Origin of the sequence: Enterobacter cloacae complex sp. IR5403 (genome assembly GCF_049238705.1) — a bacterium.
GTDB lineage: Bacteria > Pseudomonadota > Gammaproteobacteria > Enterobacterales > Enterobacteriaceae > Enterobacter > Enterobacter hormaechei_C.
This window is the reverse complement of sequence record NZ_JBMKHP010000007.1, coordinates 120,694-137,498: the sequence shown is the minus strand read 5'-3', so window position 1 is coordinate 137,498 and position 16,805 is coordinate 120,694. Positions and strand designations below refer to the sequence as shown.

Sequence of the window (16,805 nt, the reverse complement as noted above, 5' to 3'; positions counted from 1 at the left end):
GCTACGCTGCCGCCTCAGAACTCTCTTCTTCAATCTTCAACAGCCAGCCGGTGACCGCTTCCCAGTACTGTTGCTCTTTTTCCAGATCCAGCAGCACCAGCGCGTTCTGGCTAAACCAGTCGTGCGGGAAGCTCAGCGTCCAGTGATAGTCATCCGTTTTTAGCTTCAGCGTCGGCGGCGTGGTGGTTGCCTGTCGCTGATTATTGAGCAACACGCCCAGGCGCAACAGCTGAATGAGCGGCAGGAACTGCTTTTTCTTAAATAACGTAAAGCGCGGCAGATCGTCGAGCTTGATGGCTTTGCGGTGATAGCGCACCAGCGTCGCCATCATGGATTGCTGCTCCTGGTTGAAGCCAGGCAGATCGCTGTTTTGCAGAATATAGGCCGAATGGCGATGCATTCCGCTGTGGTTAATGTTCAGCCCCACCTCGTGCAACATGGCGGCCCATTTCAACAGCGCGGCCAGCTGCGGATGCGCCAGCTTCGGATTCTGCTCCTCCCACTGCTCGTACATCTGCACCGTGGTTTCGAGAACGCGCTTTGCCTGTTCGCGGTCGATGTTGTACTGGTTGGCCAGGCTCTGCGCGGTGCGGCTGCGAATATCCTGATGACGGAAACGGCCTTCCATCTCATACAGCACGCCTTCACGCAGGGCGCCGTCAGAGAGGCGCAGCTCTTTGATCGCCAGCGCGTCAAACACGCCGCAGAGGATCGCCAGCCCCGGTACGAACACGGCTTTACGTTCGTCGGACAGACCCGGCAGACTCAGGGCGTCGAAGCTCTTATGCTTAAGCACCTCTTCGGTGAGTTTCACCAGGCGCTCAGGCGTAATAAACCCGTCTTTTTCACCCATTGCCAGCAGCACTTCATGGGCCGCTTTAATCGAACCCGATGCGCCCAGCGCCACGTTCCAGCCCTGAATACGGTATTGCCAGGCCAGATTTTCCAGTTTTTGTACGGCGGCCATGCGCGCGCGCTGGAAGTTTTCGCGGGTGATGACGCCGCCCGGGAAATACATCTGCGCGAAGCTGACGCAGCCCATACGGCGGCTTTCCACCAGACGCGGCTCGAAGTCTTCACCAATCACCAGTTCCGTGGAGCCACCGCCGATATCAATCACCAGCTTGCGGCCTTTTTCCGGCTGCGTATGCTCCACGCCCATAAAAATCAGGCGCGCTTCTTCGTTACCGGAGATGATCTCGATCGGGTAGGGGATAACCTTTTCCGCGCGCTTAAGAAACTCCGGCGCGTTTAGCGCCTGGCGTAGCGTATGCGTCCCGACGATGCAGACGCTGGACGGCGAAAAGCCTTGCAGACGTTCTGCGAACAGCGACAGGCAGTTCAGCCCGCGCTCCATGGCCTCTTCGCTCAGCATGTTACGCGCGTCGAGACCATCGGCCAGATGCACACGCTGCTTCAGACGACCGATGATCTGCATTGCGCCATCCACCTCGCGGGCGATGACCATATGGAAACTGTTTGAGCCAAGATCGACCGCAGCGAACTCCTGCGGGCGTGGGGTATTATCGTTTATTGGCATAGGTTAATCGGGTTGCTCAAGTGATTTGATGTAATCGTAAATCGCCAGCTGCGACCGCACTTTACGGCGATTGCCGCGCGGTACATAGCGATTACTGAGTTCTTTGTCGATATAACGTGCTTTCACCGTATCGCTGAACAGGATCTCGATAATGTCCAGGATACGCTGCTTCAGGCGAGGATCCAGCAGCGGTGCCGCCACTTCAATACGGTAATCTATATTACGCGTCATCCAGTCGGCGGAAGAGAGATATACGCGCTTATCACCGGCGTTATCGAAAATATAGACGCGATCGTGTTCAAGATAGCGATCCACAATGCTGATCACGCGGATATTGTCGCTGATGCCTTCCAGTTCCGGAATGAGCGAGCACATGCCGCGAATGAGCAGATTTACCGGAACGCCGGAGCTGGAGGCCGCGTACAGGCGATCCACCAGCCCTTTGTCCACCAGATTGTTGAGCTTCAGCGTAATGCCGGACGACAAGCCGTTCTGCGCATTGGCAATCTCTTTGTCGATCATATCGTACAGCAGGCGTCGCGAGTTCTGCGGTGACACCAGCAGATAATCGAAGCTCACCGGGCGGTACGGGTTCTCAATGAAGTTGAACACCCGACGCACTTCGTTAGTGATGCGCGCATCGGCAGTCAGCAGCGAATAGTCGGTGTAAATTCGCGCGGTTTTCTCGTTAAAGTTCCCGGTACCGATATGGGCATAGCGCACCACGTCCTCGCCCTCTTTACGGGAGATCAGGAACAGCTTGGCGTGAATTTTCAGCCCCGGCGCGGAGAAGATGACGTGCACGCCCGCTTCCGTCAGTCGGCGCGCCCAGTGGATGTTGGCCTCTTCGTCGAAGCGAGCCTGGAGCTCAACCACCACGGTCACTTTCTTGCCGTTGTGCGCCGCGTGGATCATCGCATCGATGATGCGGGAATCTTTCGCCACGCGATAAATGTTGATTTTGATCGCCAGCACGTTCGGATCGAACGAGGCCTGACGCAGCAATTCCAGCACGTGTTCAAAGGTGTGATACGGATAGTAGAGCAACACATCCCGCTCGCGGATGGCGTCGAACCCGTTGCGGAACTTATCGAACCAGATATGGCGCAGGCGCGGCAGCGGTTTGTTCACCAGATTGGCTTTGCCGACGTTCGGGAAGCCAATGAAATCTTTAAAGTTGTGGTAACGCCCGCCGGGAATAATGGAGTCGTAGCGGGAGATGGTCAGCTTATCGCGCAGCATCTCCACCATCGCGTCCGGCATATCGCGCTGATAGACAAACCGCACCGGTTCCGCCGTCAGGCGCTGCTTGAGGCTGGAAGACATCAGCTCCATCAGGCTGGCCTCCATCTCATGCACCAGATCGTACTCGGCGTCACGGGTCATCTTCATCGAGTAGGCGTTGAGCGCGTCGTAATCGAAGAAGCCTTTGAAGATATCGTCCAGGCAGTAGCGCAGGATGTTATCCAGCAGGATCATCGGCTTACGTCGGCGCGGGGTTTCCGGCGGCAGGTTTACAAAGCGTGGGACTTTATCAGACGGTATTTCCAGCAACGCGTAGTTAATGGTCTCACCCCGAATGATTTCTACCGCCAGATAGGTGTAATCATCTTTCAGGAACTGCACCAGATCGGTTTCACGATTGATCAGAATCGGGGTGATATGCTGGCGCAGATAATGTTTGAAATAGTGGCGCAGCCAGTTTTGCTGATTCGCGGAGAGCTGGCGTTCGTTGATCAGGAAGATTTGGTTGCGTGCCATTTCCAGCAGCAGCTCGTTATAGAGGCCATCAAATTCCTGATCGGCTTTCATTACGCGAGACTGGATTTTTCCAAGCAGATGCCGCGAGTGGGAGTTTAAGCCCTGTTCTTCGCTGATGATGATTCGCCGTTTCAGTTCGGCGAAGCGAACCTTGTAGAACTCATCCAGATTGTTGGAATAGATGCCTAAAAAACGCATACGTTCAATCAGCGGGTTGCTTTTATCGGCCGCTTCCTGAAGTACACGTTCGTTGAATGCTAACCAGCTTAGCTCTTTCTCGATGTATAACTTTTCCTGACCCATTACAGCTCACACTCCAGTTCAATCACAGGACGTGGTAAATCCGTCTCGTCCTTATTATGGCGAGCATTTCCACGATATGTCCAACAGTGCCAGAAAAGTATGACAGTTATTTTTTTATTGGGGAATTTAGAGGGTTGGGGGAGGGGGTGTCGGGTGGCGCTGCGCTTACCACGACCTACGGGACCGTAGGCCCGTGCAAGCGAAGCGCCGCCGGGCAATTCAAACAGACTACTCTTCAGCCGCATAACCCTGCGGGGGCAACTTCACGCCGTCCAGCCAGGCTGCGCCGTTGCGCATCTCCAGACGTCCATCGACAAACCAGCTTACCACCAGCGGATAAATGGCGTGTTCCTGCGTCTGCACACGTTCGGTCACGTCGTCTTCGTTGTCGCCGTCAAAGACCGGTACTTTTGCCTGCAAAATCACCGGACCACCGTCCAGCTCGTCGGTAACGAAATGCACGGAGGTACCATGCTCCTCATCGCCGTTCTCCAGCACCTGACGATGGGTATGCAGGCCGGGGTATTTTGGCAGCAGGGAAGGGTGGATATTGAGCAGTCGTCCGGCGTAGTGTGCAACAAAAGCCGGGCTCAGGATGCGCATGTAGCCTGCCAGCACCACCACGTCAGGCGCGTAGGCGTCAATCTCCTGCACCAGCTCACGGTCAAAGGCTTCACGCCCGGCGAACTGGCTGGCTTCCAGCGCGTGCGCAGGAATGTTCGCTTCCCGCGCGCGCTCAAGGCCGAATGCATCGGCCTTGTTGCTGAATACTGCCCGAATGGTGCCATTGATTTTCTTCTGTTTGCAGGCGTCTATGATTGCCTGCAAATTGCTTCCGTTGCCGGAAATGAGCACCACGATGTTTTTCATTCAATGACCACACGCTGTTCGGAATCGGATGCTTTAATCGTACCGATTTTCCACGCGTTTTCACCTTTTTCTGTCAGCAGCTTAACCGCTTTATCCGCTTCGCTGGCGGGCAGGGCGATAACCATGCCCACGCCGCAGTTAAAGGTGCGATACATTTCGTGAGAGCTCACGTTGCCTGCGGTTTGCAGCCAGTTGAAGACGGACGGCCACTGCCATGAGGATGCGTCGATCACCGCCTGGGTATTGTCCGGCAGTACGCGCGGAATGTTTTCCCAGAAGCCGCCGCCGGTGAGGTGAGCGATGGCGTGCACGTCGACGTTCTCAATCAGCTCCAGCACGTTTTTCACGTAGATGCGGGTCGGGGCCAGCAGGTGATCGGCCAGCGGTTTGCCGTCCAGCTCGGTGGTCAGCGGGTCGCAACCGCTCACTTCGAGGATTTTACGCACCAGAGAGTAGCCGTTGGAGTGCGGACCGCTGGAGGCCAGCGCAACCAGCACATCGCCGTCTGCCACTTTGCTGCCGTCGATAATTTCTGATTTTTCTACCACGCCGACGCAGAAGCCTGCGACGTCATAATCTTCACCGTGATACATGCCCGGCATTTCAGCGGTTTCACCGCCGACCAGCGCACAGCCGGATTGCAGGCAGCCTTCGGCGATACCGTTAATGACGCTGGCTGCGGTATCCACGTCCAGCTTGCCGGTCGCGTAGTAATCGAGGAAGAACAGCGGCTCAGCGCCTTGTACCACCAGGTCGTTGACGCACATCGCCACCAGATCGATACCAATCGTATCGTGACGCTTAAGATCCATCGCCAGGCGCAGTTTTGTACCGACACCATCCGTACCCGAGACCAGCACAGGTTCACGATATTTTTGCGGCAGCGCGCACAGTGCGCCGAATCCACCCAGGCCACCCATCACTTCCGGGCGGCGGGTTTTTTTCACCACACCTTTGATTCGGTCAACCAGCGCATTACCTGCGTCAATATCAACACCGGCATCTTTGTAGCTGAGAGAAGTTTTGTTGGTCACGGCTTAAATCCCCACGCGATTGCATAGCTAGTAAGAAAAATCGGCGCAATTCTAACAGTCCAGGCAAACGTTTGCGAGCCTATTCTCGGCGCGGGGATCTTTTTTTCTGTGCGGGCTTTCCATGGCAACAAACTTGACTCTGTTCACGAAAATGAAACCGGTTTCGGCGATCTGCTTGCAACGGCTATCCCCTTTGCACATCATCAGACTGAAACCGGTTTCTGTAACTGTTTTTGCAGAAAATAACGCAGAATGAGGGAAAGCGAATGTCAGGATTTAAAGCAGGTTTTCTGTGGGGTGGGGCCGTTGCGGCGCACCAGCTCGAAGGCGGCTGGAAAGAGGGCGGCAAGGGCGTGAGCGTCGCCGATGTCATGACGGCAGGCGCCCACGGAGTACCGCGTGAAATCACCAACGGCGTGCTGGAGGGGAAAAATTACCCAAACCACGAAGCCATCGACTTCTATCACCGCTATAAAGAAGACATCAAACTCTTTGCCGAAATGGGGTTCAAATGCTTCCGCACCTCCATCGCCTGGACGCGTATCTTCCCGAAAGGCGACGAGCTGGAGCCGAACGAAGCGGGACTCCAATTCTATGACGATCTTTTTGACGAGTGCCTGAAGCACGGCATCGAGCCGGTGATCACGCTTTCCCACTTCGAGATGCCTTTCCACCTGGTGACGGAATACGGCGGCTGGCGCAACCGTAAGCTGATCGACTTCTTCGTGCGCTTCGCGAAGGTCGTTTTTGAGCGCTACCAGCATAAAGTGAAGTACTGGATGACCTTTAACGAGATCAACAACCAGGCCAACTTCCACGAAGATTTTGCGCCGTTTACCAACTCCGGGCTGAAATATGCGCCGGGAGAAGATCGCGAGCCGGTGATGTTCCAGGCGGCGCACTATGAGCTGGTGGCCAGTGCCCTGGCGGTGAAAGCGGGGCGCGAGATCAACCCGTCGCTGCAAATCGGCTGCATGATTGCCATGTGCCCCATCTATCCGCTGACCTGTGCCCCGGACGATATGATGATGGCGATGAACGCCATGCATCGCCGCTACTGGTTCACCGACGTTCACGTGCGCGGCAAGTATCCGCAGCATCTGCTCAACTACTTTGAACGTCGCGGCTTCGCGCTGGATATCACCGAAGAAGATAAAGTGGCGCTGACGCAGGGCTGCGTGGATTACATCGGGTTCAGCTACTACATGTCTTTCGCCACCAAAGCGACGGCGGACAACCCGCAGCTGGACTACGACGAGAGCAAGAGCCTGGTCTCTAACCCGTACGTGCAGAAATCGGACTGGGGCTGGCAGATTGACCCGGTGGGGCTTCGCTACTCCCTCAACTGGTTCTGGGATCACTACCAGCTGCCGCTGTTTATTGTGGAAAACGGCTTTGGCGCGATCGACGTGCAGGAGAGCGACGGCACGGTGAACGATCAGTACCGCATCGACTACCTTTCCGCACACATTCGCGAGATGAAAAAAGCGGTGGTGGAGGATGGCGTAGACCTGATGGGCTATACCCCGTGGGGCTGTATCGACCTGGTCTCTGCCGGCACTGGCGAGATGAAGAAACGCTACGGCTTTATCTTTGTCGATAAAGATAACGAAGGTAACGGCACGCTGAACCGCAGCAAGAAGAAATCGTTCGACTGGTATAAGCAGGTGATTGCGAGCAACGGAGAGCAGCTATAATTGCCCGGTGGCGCTGCGCTTACCGGGCCTACGGGATGTGTAGGCCGGGTAAGCGTTAGCGCCACCCGGCAGAATCCCGCACCCAAGCCGGAGCCCAGCCTCCGGCTTTTTTGTTTTTGATTGATGTACGTCAAGCAAGATGGGTATGGCGCAATCCGAAAAAAGCGGTATAATCCCGCGATTTTTTTGCGGATGCCACCTCAGAGGAGAAAGAGAATGAAGATTGTGGAAGTGAAACACCCACTCGTTAAACACAAGTTGGGCCTGATGCGTGAGCATGACATCAGCACGAAGCGTTTTCGCGAACTGGCTTCTGAAGTGGGTAGCCTGCTGACCTACGAAGCGACCTCTGATCTGGAAACGGAAAAAGTGACCATCGAAGGCTGGAACGGCCCGGTGCAGGTTGAGCAGATCAAAGGTAAAAAAATTACCGTGGTGCCAATCCTGCGTGCGGGTCTGGGCATGATGGAAGGCGTGCTGGAGCACGTCCCAAGCGCGCGTATCAGTGTGGTGGGTATCTACCGTAACGAAGAGACGCTTGAGCCGGTCCCGTACTTCCAGAAGCTGGTCTCTAACATCGACGAGCGTATGGCGCTGGTGGTTGACCCGATGCTGGCGACCGGTGGTTCGATGATCGCCACCATCGACCTGCTGAAAAAAGCGGGATGCAGCAGCATTAAAGTGCTGGTGCTGGTTGCGGCGCCGGAAGGTATCGCGGCGCTGGAAAAAGCGCACCCGGACGTTGAACTCTATACCGCGTCTGTCGACCAGGGACTGAACGAGCACGGGTACATCATCCCGGGGCTCGGCGATGCCGGCGATAAGATTTTTGGTACTAAATAATCGAATAACGATAAAGAAGCCGACTTTGATAGTCGGCTTTTTTTTGAATAAAAACCAACAATGACACTCAGAGGAAAACACTATGACGCGCCGTGCTATCGGGGTGAGTGAAAGACCGCCGCTTTTACAGACAATCCCGCTTAGTTTGCAGCACCTGTTCGCCATGTTTGGCGCAACCGTGCTGGTGCCAATCCTGTTTCACATTAACCCGGCTACCGTGCTGCTGTTTAACGGCATCGGTACGCTGCTTTACCTCTTCATCTGTAAAGGCAAAATCCCGGCCTATCTCGGGTCGAGCTTCGCGTTTATCTCCCCGGTACTACTGTTGCTGCCGCTGGGTTATGAGGTCGCGCTGGGCGGCTTTATTATGTGCGGCGTGCTGTTCTGCCTGGTCTCCTTCATCGTGAAGAAAGCCGGTACCGGCTGGCTGGACGTGATGTTCCCGCCTGCGGCCATGGGGGCCATCGTTGCCGTCATCGGCCTGGAGCTGGCGGGTGTCGCGGCGAACATGGCTGGGCTGCTGCCTGCGGACGGTCAGTCACCGGATTCCAAAACCATCATTATTTCGCTGGTGACGCTGGGCGTGACGGTTTTCGGTTCCGTCCTGTTCCGCGGCTTTATGGCGATTATCCCGATCCTGATCGGCGTGCTGGCGGGTTACGCGCTCTCCTTCGTGATGGGCGTTGTGGATACCACCCCGATTGCCGAGGCGCACTGGTTCGCGCTGCCAACCTTCTACACCCCGCGCTTTGAATGGTTCGCCATTTTCACTATTCTGCCTGCCGCGCTGGTGGTGATTGCTGAGCACGTCGGCCACCTGGTGGTCACGGCGAACATCGTGAAGCGCGACCTGATCCGCGACCCGGGCCTGCATCGCTCCATGTTTGCCAACGGTTTCTCCACCATCATCTCTGGTTTCTTCGGCTCCACGCCAAACACGACTTACGGTGAGAATATCGGCGTAATGGCGATCACCCGCGTCTACAGCACCTGGGTTATCGGCGGTGCGGCGATCATCGCCATTCTGCTCTCATGCGTTGGCAAACTGGCGGCGGCGATCCAGATTATCCCGGTTCCGGTGATGGGCGGCGTTTCCCTGCTGCTGTACGGGGTGATCGGTGCCTCCGGTATTCGCGTGCTGATTGAATCCAAAGTGGATTACAGCAAGGCGCAGAACCTGATCCTGACCTCCGTTATCCTGATTATCGGCGTGAGCGGCGCGAAGGTGCACATCGGCGCGGCAGAGCTGAAGGGGATGGCGCTGGCGACCATCGTCGGCGTCGGCCTGAGCCTGATTTTCAAGCTGATCTCGGTGATCCGCCCGGAAGAGGTGGTGCTGGACGCGGACGACAGCGAAAAAGCGCCACATTGATCGTCATGCCGGGCGAAGGATCGCCCGGTTCTCTCCTTGCAGGTTCCGTGTTAAACTCCATTCCGATTTTATGTAAGATCTCTGGTTGAGGTATTTCTGAACGGACCGGCACAGCTCTCTCTGCCACTTTATCTCCCTGACGACGAAACTTTCGCGAGTTTCTGGCCGGGTGATAACCCCTCTTTACTGGCTGCACTGCAAAACGTGCTGCGCCAGGAACACAGCGGATACATCTATATCTGGTCACGCGAAGGCGCGGGACGCAGCCACCTGCTGCATGCCGCCTGTGCGGAGCTTTCGGCGCGCGGTGACGCGGTAGGCTATGTGCCGCTGGATAAACGCACCTGGTTTGTGCCTGAGGTGCTGGAGGGCATGGAACATCTCTCCCTGGTCTGCATCGATAATATAGAATGCGTGGCGGGGGACGAACCGTGGGAAATGGCGATCTTTAACCTCTACAACCGCATTCTGGAGTCGGGCAAAACCCGGCTGCTGATCACCGGCGATCGTCCGCCGCGCCAGCTCAATCTGGGGCTGCCGGATCTGGCGTCTCGTCTGGACTGGGGGCAAATCTACAAGCTGCAACCGCTGTCGGATGAAGACAAACTCCAGGCACTTCAGTTGCGCGCCAGACTGCGCGGATTTGAACTGCCTGAAGACGTAGGGCGCTTCCTGCTCAAGCGTCTGGATCGGGAGATGCGCACGCTCTTTGATACGCTCGATCAGCTCGACCGCGCCTCCATTACCGCCCAGCGCAAGCTGACCATTCCGTTTGTAAAAGATATTCTTAAGCTTTGAGTTTTTTGCCCGGTGGCGCTGCGCTTACCGGGCCTACGAAAACCCGTCATACCTTGTAGGCCGGGTAAGGCGCAGCCGCCACCCGGCTAAAGATCCCCCAACAAGTGCTCCACCAGCAGTGGAATCGGTCTTCCCGATGCCACGCTTCTGCCGTTCTCACGCCACAGCGCCGTCCCGCTGATATCCAGATGCGCCCACGGAATGGTCGGCGGGCAGAAGTGGTGCAGCAGCCACGCCGCCGAGGCGCTGATCGCCGCGTTATTGGTCGGCGTGTTGCACAGATCGGCAATCGCGCTGTCGGTTTGCTTTTTCAGCCGGGCGTCCAGCGGCAGGGACCACACCTCGTCGCCGCTCCGTTTGCCCGCGTGCGTCAGTGCCTGACGCAGCGGTTCATCCTTGGTCATCAGCCCGCTCAGCTCATACCCCAGCGCTTTCACCACCGCTCCGGTTAAGGTCGCCATATCAATGATATAGTGCGCCTGCGGATGGCGCTGACTCGCCCAGGCGATAGCGTCTGCCAGCACCAGCCGGCCTTCGGCATCGGTATTGTTGATTTCCACCGTAATGCCGTTGCAGGCCGTTGCCACCGTGCCGGGCTGCATGGCGTCGGGGCCGATGGCGTTTTCCGCCAGCGCCAGCACGCCCATGATGCGCACGGGTAATTTCAGCTCTGCAACGGTCAGCATCAGCCCGAGTACGTTAGCCGCGCCGCACATGTCATATTTCATGGTGTACATGCCCGCGCCTTCCTTCAGCCACAGGCCGCCGGTGTCAAAGGTAATGCCTTTTCCCACGTAGCAGCGCACCGGGCCATCAGACACGCCGTTATAGTGAATAGCCAGCAGGCGCGGCGGGCAGGTCGCCCCTTTGCCAACGGCATGCAGCAGTCCAAGTCCCTGCTCAACAATTTGCGTTTCATCCAACACTTCGCAGCGCAGGGCAGGGCTGGCGGCACACAGTTTTTGCGCCTCTTCCACCACAAACTGCGGCGTGCAGCGGTCGGACGGCATATCCGCCAGACGTCGCGCTGCGACCATGCCGTGGGCGATGGCCTGCTGCTGGCGGAAGGCCGTCTCCAGCTTCGCCTGCTGTTCCGGCAGGCAGAGGGCAGTGATGCAGGTAAGACGCAGCGCTTCGTCCGTCTTCTTCAGCTTCAGGTCACTGAGCCTGTGCGCCTGATTAAAGAGAAAACGCAGTACCTGCGCCAGCACCACATCGTCAATATCCGTCACGTCCAGCACGAGTTCGGTGCTGGCGGGGGCGGCAAGCAGCGGTCGCAGAGCGGTAAGCAACCCTTCGGTCAGGGCGTCATGCCAGAGCGCGTCCGGCAACAGGGTGATGCGGGCAAACGGCGCGCAGCCAAAGCGCGCGTCGGCGACGGTGCTCTGCTGGCGCATTTCAGCGATAAGAGCGTTTTCCGGTAACAGGGAACTGTCAGCGCGCGCAATCAAATGGCTGTTCGGCTTCGCGTCTGAAAGCGCGTTGATAAACTGGTACGTGATCATCATGACTCCTCAATCGGCGCGCGGATCCGCGCGGCATAGGCCTGCATCCACTCCTCATCTACCGCGTGATAGTGCGTTTTCTCCCGCAGGCGTTCAGTACGGAAAACGGTGAGGGGCTGGCGAGCCGTCGCCACCACGAACGAGAAGGTTTTGATGTTGGTCGCGGCGCCAAATTCTCCTTTGCTGTTCATGCACACCACGGAAAGATCGCCCGCGCGACCGAAGCGCGACATCAGCTTGTCTTCCAGTTCGAACACCACGGAGTCTGCCGCCTGCTGCGGCGTCATGCCTTGCGCCATCCGGCGAACGATTTCGTAGCTGGTACAGCCCTTCATCAGATCTTCACCGACGCCCGTGGCGGTGGCCGCGCCGGTTTCGCTGTCGCAGTAAAAGCCGGAGCCGATGATGGGTGAGTCACCGAGGCGACCGCGTTTTTTCATAAACAGGCCGCTGGTGGAAGTGGCGACGCTCATCGAGCCCTGTTTATCGAGGCCGATGATGCCGACGGTGTCATGTCCGTCGTAGGGGCTTAACCCCTTGTCCAGCGTTTCGCGGCAGCGCTTACGGTAGTGTTGCATGGCGCGATCCGTGAGCATGGTTTTGTCGGCAAAACCCTGGCTCAGCGCCCATTCGCGCGCGCCCTGGCCGACCAGCAGGCTGTTATAGCGCTGGCGGCTGAGCGCGTGCGCCACGCGCACCGGGTTGGCGATATCCACCAGATTGCCCACGGCGCCGAACGCCAGCGTGTCGCCGTCCATATAGGCCGCGTCCAGCTCCACCTCGCCGTTTTCGGTGGGCAGCCCGCCGTAGCCGACGGATTTATAAAACGGAAAGTCCTCGACGGCGGCGACGGCATCCACCACCGCCGCAGCGACCGGTTTGCCCGCAGCCAGCGCAGACGCGGACTCCGTTACCCCTTCAAGCGCCATTCGCCAGGTTGCGATAATTCCCCACATGCTTTACTCCTGTTTTGCAAGGGTTGTGTCGGGTTGCGTAGCGGTAGTCAGCTCCGCGGCGCGGTACTGTTTATCCACGATACGCATGAAAGGCAGGTACAGCATGGCGCCAATCAGCAGGTTGATCAGCTGCATCACGCTGCCGCTCAGGTGCCCGGTGACGATAAAGCCGCTAATAACCGGCGGCAGCGTCCAGGGGATAAACACCCCGGTGGTGACGGCGACCGCACCAATTTTCATCGCCGCATACTGCACGGTGACCAGCACCAGCGGTACCAGATTGAACGGGATGAGCATGATTGGGTTCATGATCACCGGCAGGCCAAAGAGAATCGGTTCGTTGATGTTAAACACCGACGCGCCCGCGCCGAGGCGCGCCACTTCGCGCATGTTTTTGCTGCGGGCGAAAATCAGCATCGCAATCACCAGCGACAGCGTGGCGCCCGCGCCGCCCATCCAGATCATGTCAAAAAACTGTTCGGTGATGATGTGTGGCGGCGTCGTTCCCGCCTGGATCGCGGCGATGTTGTCGGTCTGGTTTTCCATCCACAACGGACGAATAATGCCGTTGATCATCGAACCGGAGTTAATGCCCACTGACCACAGAATGGTGATGCTGAATACGGTCATCAGCGCGCCAAAGTAAGAGGTGCCGTAATGACGCACCGGGGTGGCAACCACTTCATAAATAAACTGGTGGATGGTGTGGTAGTGGGTGTTTTCAAAGATGATGCGGATAAGCAACACCAGAATCATCACCAGCAGGGCCGGGATCAGGGCCGCGAACGACTCCTGCACCGCCGGAGGCACGCCGTCCGGCATTTTGATGACCAGCTTTTTGCGCTTCAGCCAGCAGAACAGTTCCGTCCACAGCAGGGAACCGATCATCGCCACGAACAGCCCTTTGCTGCCAATCCACTCTACCGGCATCACGGTAATGCCGCCGTTTTCCGCCACCTTAATAAACGGGGTCAGGATCAGAAACGCGACCAGCGCCAGGATGCCGCAGGAGATGCGGTCCTCGCCGTAGTGTTCCGCCAGGCGGTAGGCCACCAGGAAGCTGATAAACAGCGACATGGTCGAGAACACCGCGTTGAAGGGGATCTCAATAATCGCGCTCCAGCTGTCACCAAAGGCCTGAGACATAAACTGCTGATAGGCCTGATTCGGGAAGGAGGAGATCACCAGCAGAATGGAGCCGACGATGATAAACGGCATGAATGAAACGTAGGCCCCACGAATGGCCCCAAGATGACGCTGCTGGGCCGTTTTCGCCGCCAGAGGCATCAGTTTTGCTTCAAGAAATCCCAGAACATTGTTCATTGTGAACTCCGTACAAGATTGAGGGGTGTTGTTTATGTTATGTCTGTGGATTATCAGTGAAGCGCGGCGAGCGAAAGGTGAAATCGGTCACAAAGCATTCGCTGCTCTGATATAAATCTCATAAGATTAGTTGCGGAGAGAGACGCGATGGAAATCAAACTACATGCCAACGCCACCACCACACCGCGTATCCGTCGCTATCTTCAGCAGTCAGATAAAAGCGACAGAGAGCTTGCCGTTGAGCTGGGGATCTCGGTCACCACCGTCAGGCGCTGGCGCAACCGCGACCAGGTTTCGGATAATCACACCACGCCAAAAGTGATACACAAAGCGCTGAGACAAGAGCAGGCGGCACTGATAAATGCCCTGCGGGATATCACCGGGGCACCGCTGGATGAATTGCTGCTGCTGGTGAATGACGGACTCGGGATCGCCGTTTCCCGCGCGACCCTGAACCGCTACCTCAAACCAGCCTCGCTAAAACAAAAGGGGGCGTCGTTGCAGGGCAAAAAGGCGCTGAAGGCCGGAATCATGCCGCAGAAGCTACTCCTGCATCATCAGCCGCTGTCGCTGCATATGGACGACGGTGGCGAGCAACACCTGCTCTGGGCGCGTGAACCCGTCAGCGGCTGGTGCTACGCCCGGCTTTATGCCGGTGTCTCGCCGCAGTTGCTGACCCGCTGGTCGAACGAGGTGCTGGCTGCCTGTCCGGCTGATATTCAATCTGTTGAGACTTTTGGGCTGGAAGTGAACTTGCCGGAGCATAACGTCACCGTAAAAGTGCATTCACAGTATTATCTCGCCCTTCAGGTCACCGTGCCGTTACGCGAAATCATTCCGCGGGTGAACAGTGAACCGATGGGAGAGCTGTTGATCCAACTGTGTGAGTTTTACAACCGGGTAAAAGCGCAGAAAAAGCTGGGAGAGCGTACGCCGCAGGCGTTTCTGGAAGCGCTGCGGCGTAACGATTAGACGATCCCGAGCACGTCTTCCGGCGGACGGCCGATACGCGCCTTGCCGTTCGCCACGACAATCGGGCGCTCAATCAGCTTAGGATTGTCGACCATCGCCTGAATCAGCCGATCTTCAGTGAGACTGGTATCGTTCAGATTAAGCGACTTATACAGATCTTCTTTCTGACGCATCAGGTCGCGTGCGCTGCCCATGTTAAGCATCTTCAGCAGCTGGCGGATCGTCTGCGCGTCCGGCGGCGTCTCCAGATACAACACCACTTCCGGTTCGATGCCGTTAGACTTCAGCAGATTCAGCGTCTCGCGGCTCTTGGAGCAGCGAGGGTTATGGTAAATTTTTACCGCGTCTGTCATGACTTCTCCTTTATTACATCTTCTCGTACGGCTTAAAGCGTTGTTGCAGGCCGCGCAGCTGGTCGATTCGCGCATCGTAGCGGGCCTGTTGCAGGCTGCCAAGCTTCACCTGCGAGCTGGCGCTGCTCAGCAGGGAAATGGCCTGATCGAGACGACCCGCCAGCGCCAGACCTTCCGCACGCGCGGCCAGCTCCTGATCGCGGTTACCCAGTTGCCCCTGGGCCTGTGCGAGCAGCTCCCAGCCGTTCTGGTCGTCTTTATTGTTAAAGGTGTAGCGGTTCAGAATAGTCACCGCCTCGCCGGGCTGGCCGCCCTGTAGGTAGGCGTTCGCCAGGTTAAGCTGCAATACCGGATTGTTGCGAATGTCTTTCGCCCCTTTCAGACGGTTGATCGCATCGGTCGCTTTTTTCTGCCCCAGATCGATATCGGTGGCGAGGTCGAGATACCACGGATTGTCAGGCGCCGCCGCCAGCAGCGGCTGTAGCGCTTTACGCGCTTCATCGTACTTGCTGGCCTCCATCGCCTGGAGCGCCTGACCATACTGCGCCGCGTTCTTCTCGCGCACGTTGCCTTTCGCCAGCGCGTCCAGCAGATCGCTGGTGAGCTGATTACGTCCGGAGTTGTACATGCCAAGCGTTCTCACTTTGGCCATGTAGAAATCCTGCGAAGACTGCACCACGACCGGACGCATCTGGTTGGCACGGTTACGCGCATCCGAGAGACGGCTTTCCGGCAGCGGGTGGGTCAACAGAATTTCAGGCGGGCGCGACGAGTAGCGTGCCTGATCGAGCAGTTTTTCCAGGAAGCTCGGCATGGCCTGCGGGTCAAAGCCGGAACGCTGTAAAACCTGAATGCCGATGCGGTCTGCTTCCTGCTCGTTCTGCTGGGTGAAGCTGATCATCCCCTGACGCGTCCCCGCCAGCGTCCCGGTAAGCGCCGCCATCCCGGCCTGCGGGCTGGCCATCGCCAACAGAATAGAACCCAGCGCGCCCACCCAGGTAAGCGGGGCGTTACGCTTCTGATCTTCCATTGCACGCGCCAGATGGCGCTGGGTGACGTGCGAAATTTCGTGCGCCATGACGGACGCCAGCTGGCTTTCGTTATCGGAATAACGGAACAACGCCGAATGCAGCACCACGTTCCCGCCAAAGAAGGCGAAGGCGTTGATTTCGTCGTTATTGATTAAATAGAAGTGGAAGGGCGTTTTTACCGAGTCGGCGTGCGCCACCAGACGCATCCCCAGACCGTTGATGTACTGCACCAGCAAAGGGTCGTTAATCAGCGGAGCACTGCCGCGCAGCTGGCGTACGTAATAATCACCCATCTGCATCTCCTGCCCGATGGAGAGCGTGCTTCCTGCCGTGGTGCCCATGTCCGGCAATGAATCGGACGAGTCAGCGAAAGCGGGCAACACCTGACCCACCGTCACGGCGGCAATCAGTGTCGCAACCAGTGTTTTTCTCAACTGCCTGAACATA

The 16,805-nt window shown here is 57.4% G+C and carries 14 protein-coding genes; 5 read left to right on the top strand and 9 right to left on the bottom strand.

From position 1 onward, the window contains the following. Window position 1 precedes the first annotated feature (1 nt). The 4 genes from ppx to purM all read right to left on the bottom strand — a co-directional run bounded on the left by ppx (window position 2) and on the right by purM (window position 5,508). Window positions 2-1,540, bottom strand: a complete 1,539-nt coding sequence (gene ppx, locus ACOTW6_RS12525; RefSeq protein ID WP_017383510.1) for an exopolyphosphatase — start codon at window positions 1,538-1,540, stop codon at window positions 2-4. Window positions 1,541-1,543: 3 nt separating this feature from the next. Continuing rightward, on the bottom strand, window positions 1,544-3,604 hold the full coding sequence (gene ppk1 / locus ACOTW6_RS12520) for a polyphosphate kinase 1 (RefSeq protein WP_062933284.1): 2,061 nt from the start codon (window positions 3,602-3,604) through the stop codon (window positions 1,544-1,546). Window positions 3,605-3,832: 228 nt separating this feature from the next. Further along, entirely contained in the window at window positions 3,833-4,474 is a 642-nt protein-coding gene (gene purN, locus ACOTW6_RS12515; protein ID WP_006811493.1) for a phosphoribosylglycinamide formyltransferase, read from the bottom strand. Further along, a complete protein-coding gene (gene purM, locus ACOTW6_RS12510; RefSeq protein ID WP_017383509.1) occupies window positions 4,471-5,508 on the bottom strand; it encodes a phosphoribosylformylglycinamidine cyclo-ligase in 1,038 nt (345 codons plus the stop codon). The genes purN and purM overlap by 4 nt, the downstream gene beginning before the upstream one ends. A gap of 266 nt (window positions 5,509-5,774) precedes the next feature. On the opposite strand from purM, the gene ACOTW6_RS12505 reads away from it, so the two are divergent. The 4 genes from ACOTW6_RS12505 to ACOTW6_RS12490 all read left to right on the top strand — a co-directional run bounded on the left by ACOTW6_RS12505 (window position 5,775) and on the right by ACOTW6_RS12490 (window position 10,218). Continuing rightward, on the top strand, window positions 5,775-7,205 hold the full coding sequence (locus tag ACOTW6_RS12505) for a 6-phospho-beta-glucosidase (RefSeq protein ID WP_121478720.1): 1,431 nt from the start codon (window positions 5,775-5,777) through the stop codon (window positions 7,203-7,205). Window positions 7,206-7,421: 216 nt separating this feature from the next. Further along, window positions 7,422-8,048 (top strand): uracil phosphoribosyltransferase, encoded by a 627-nt coding sequence (upp, locus tag ACOTW6_RS12500; RefSeq protein WP_003860560.1) that lies wholly within the window; start codon window positions 7,422-7,424, stop codon window positions 8,046-8,048. Window positions 8,049-8,130: 82 nt separating this feature from the next. Continuing rightward, window positions 8,131-9,420: a uracil permease gene (uraA, locus tag ACOTW6_RS12495; RefSeq protein ID WP_003860558.1), complete on the top strand. Its 1,290-nt coding sequence runs from the start codon at window positions 8,131-8,133 to the stop codon at window positions 9,418-9,420. A gap of 96 nt (window positions 9,421-9,516) precedes the next feature. Beyond that, entirely contained in the window at window positions 9,517-10,218 is a 702-nt protein-coding gene (locus ACOTW6_RS12490; protein ID WP_211482948.1) for a DnaA inactivator Hda, read from the top strand. 86 nt (window positions 10,219-10,304) lie between these two features. On the opposite strand, the gene ACOTW6_RS12485 is transcribed toward ACOTW6_RS12490, so the two are convergent. The 3 genes from ACOTW6_RS12485 to celB are packed head-to-tail and all read right to left on the bottom strand — an operon-like array spanning window position 10,305 to window position 14,002. Beyond that, on the bottom strand, window positions 10,305-11,723 hold the full coding sequence (locus ACOTW6_RS12485; RefSeq protein WP_213789185.1) for a leucyl aminopeptidase family protein: 1,419 nt from the start codon (window positions 11,721-11,723) through the stop codon (window positions 10,305-10,307). Beyond that, entirely contained in the window at window positions 11,723-12,679 is a 957-nt protein-coding gene (locus tag ACOTW6_RS12480) for a N(4)-(beta-N-acetylglucosaminyl)-L-asparaginase (RefSeq protein ID WP_015572193.1), read from the bottom strand. Before ACOTW6_RS12480 ends, ACOTW6_RS12485 begins: the two co-directional genes overlap by 1 nt. A gap of 3 nt (window positions 12,680-12,682) precedes the next feature. After that, entirely contained in the window at window positions 12,683-14,002 is a 1,320-nt protein-coding gene (gene celB / locus ACOTW6_RS12475; protein WP_062933280.1) for a PTS cellobiose transporter subunit IIC, read from the bottom strand. A gap of 147 nt (window positions 14,003-14,149) precedes the next feature. On the opposite strand from celB, the gene ACOTW6_RS12470 reads away from it, so the two are divergent. Then, window positions 14,150-14,974 carry a hypothetical protein gene (locus ACOTW6_RS12470; RefSeq protein WP_062933279.1) on the top strand — a complete coding sequence of 275 codons (825 nt, stop codon included), beginning with the start codon at window positions 14,150-14,152 and terminating at the stop codon, window positions 14,972-14,974. Here ACOTW6_RS12470 and arsC read toward each other — a convergent pair. After that, window positions 14,971-15,327: an arsenate reductase (glutaredoxin) gene (gene arsC / locus ACOTW6_RS12465; protein WP_062933278.1), complete on the bottom strand. Its 357-nt coding sequence runs from the start codon at window positions 15,325-15,327 to the stop codon at window positions 14,971-14,973. The genes ACOTW6_RS12470 and arsC overlap by 4 nt on opposite strands. A 13-nt stretch (window positions 15,328-15,340) precedes the next feature. Continuing rightward, window positions 15,341-16,804 (bottom strand): beta-barrel assembly-enhancing protease, encoded by a 1,464-nt coding sequence (gene bepA, locus ACOTW6_RS12460; protein WP_062933277.1) that lies wholly within the window; start codon window positions 16,802-16,804, stop codon window positions 15,341-15,343. Between the last annotated feature and the right edge of the window lies 1 nt (window position 16,805).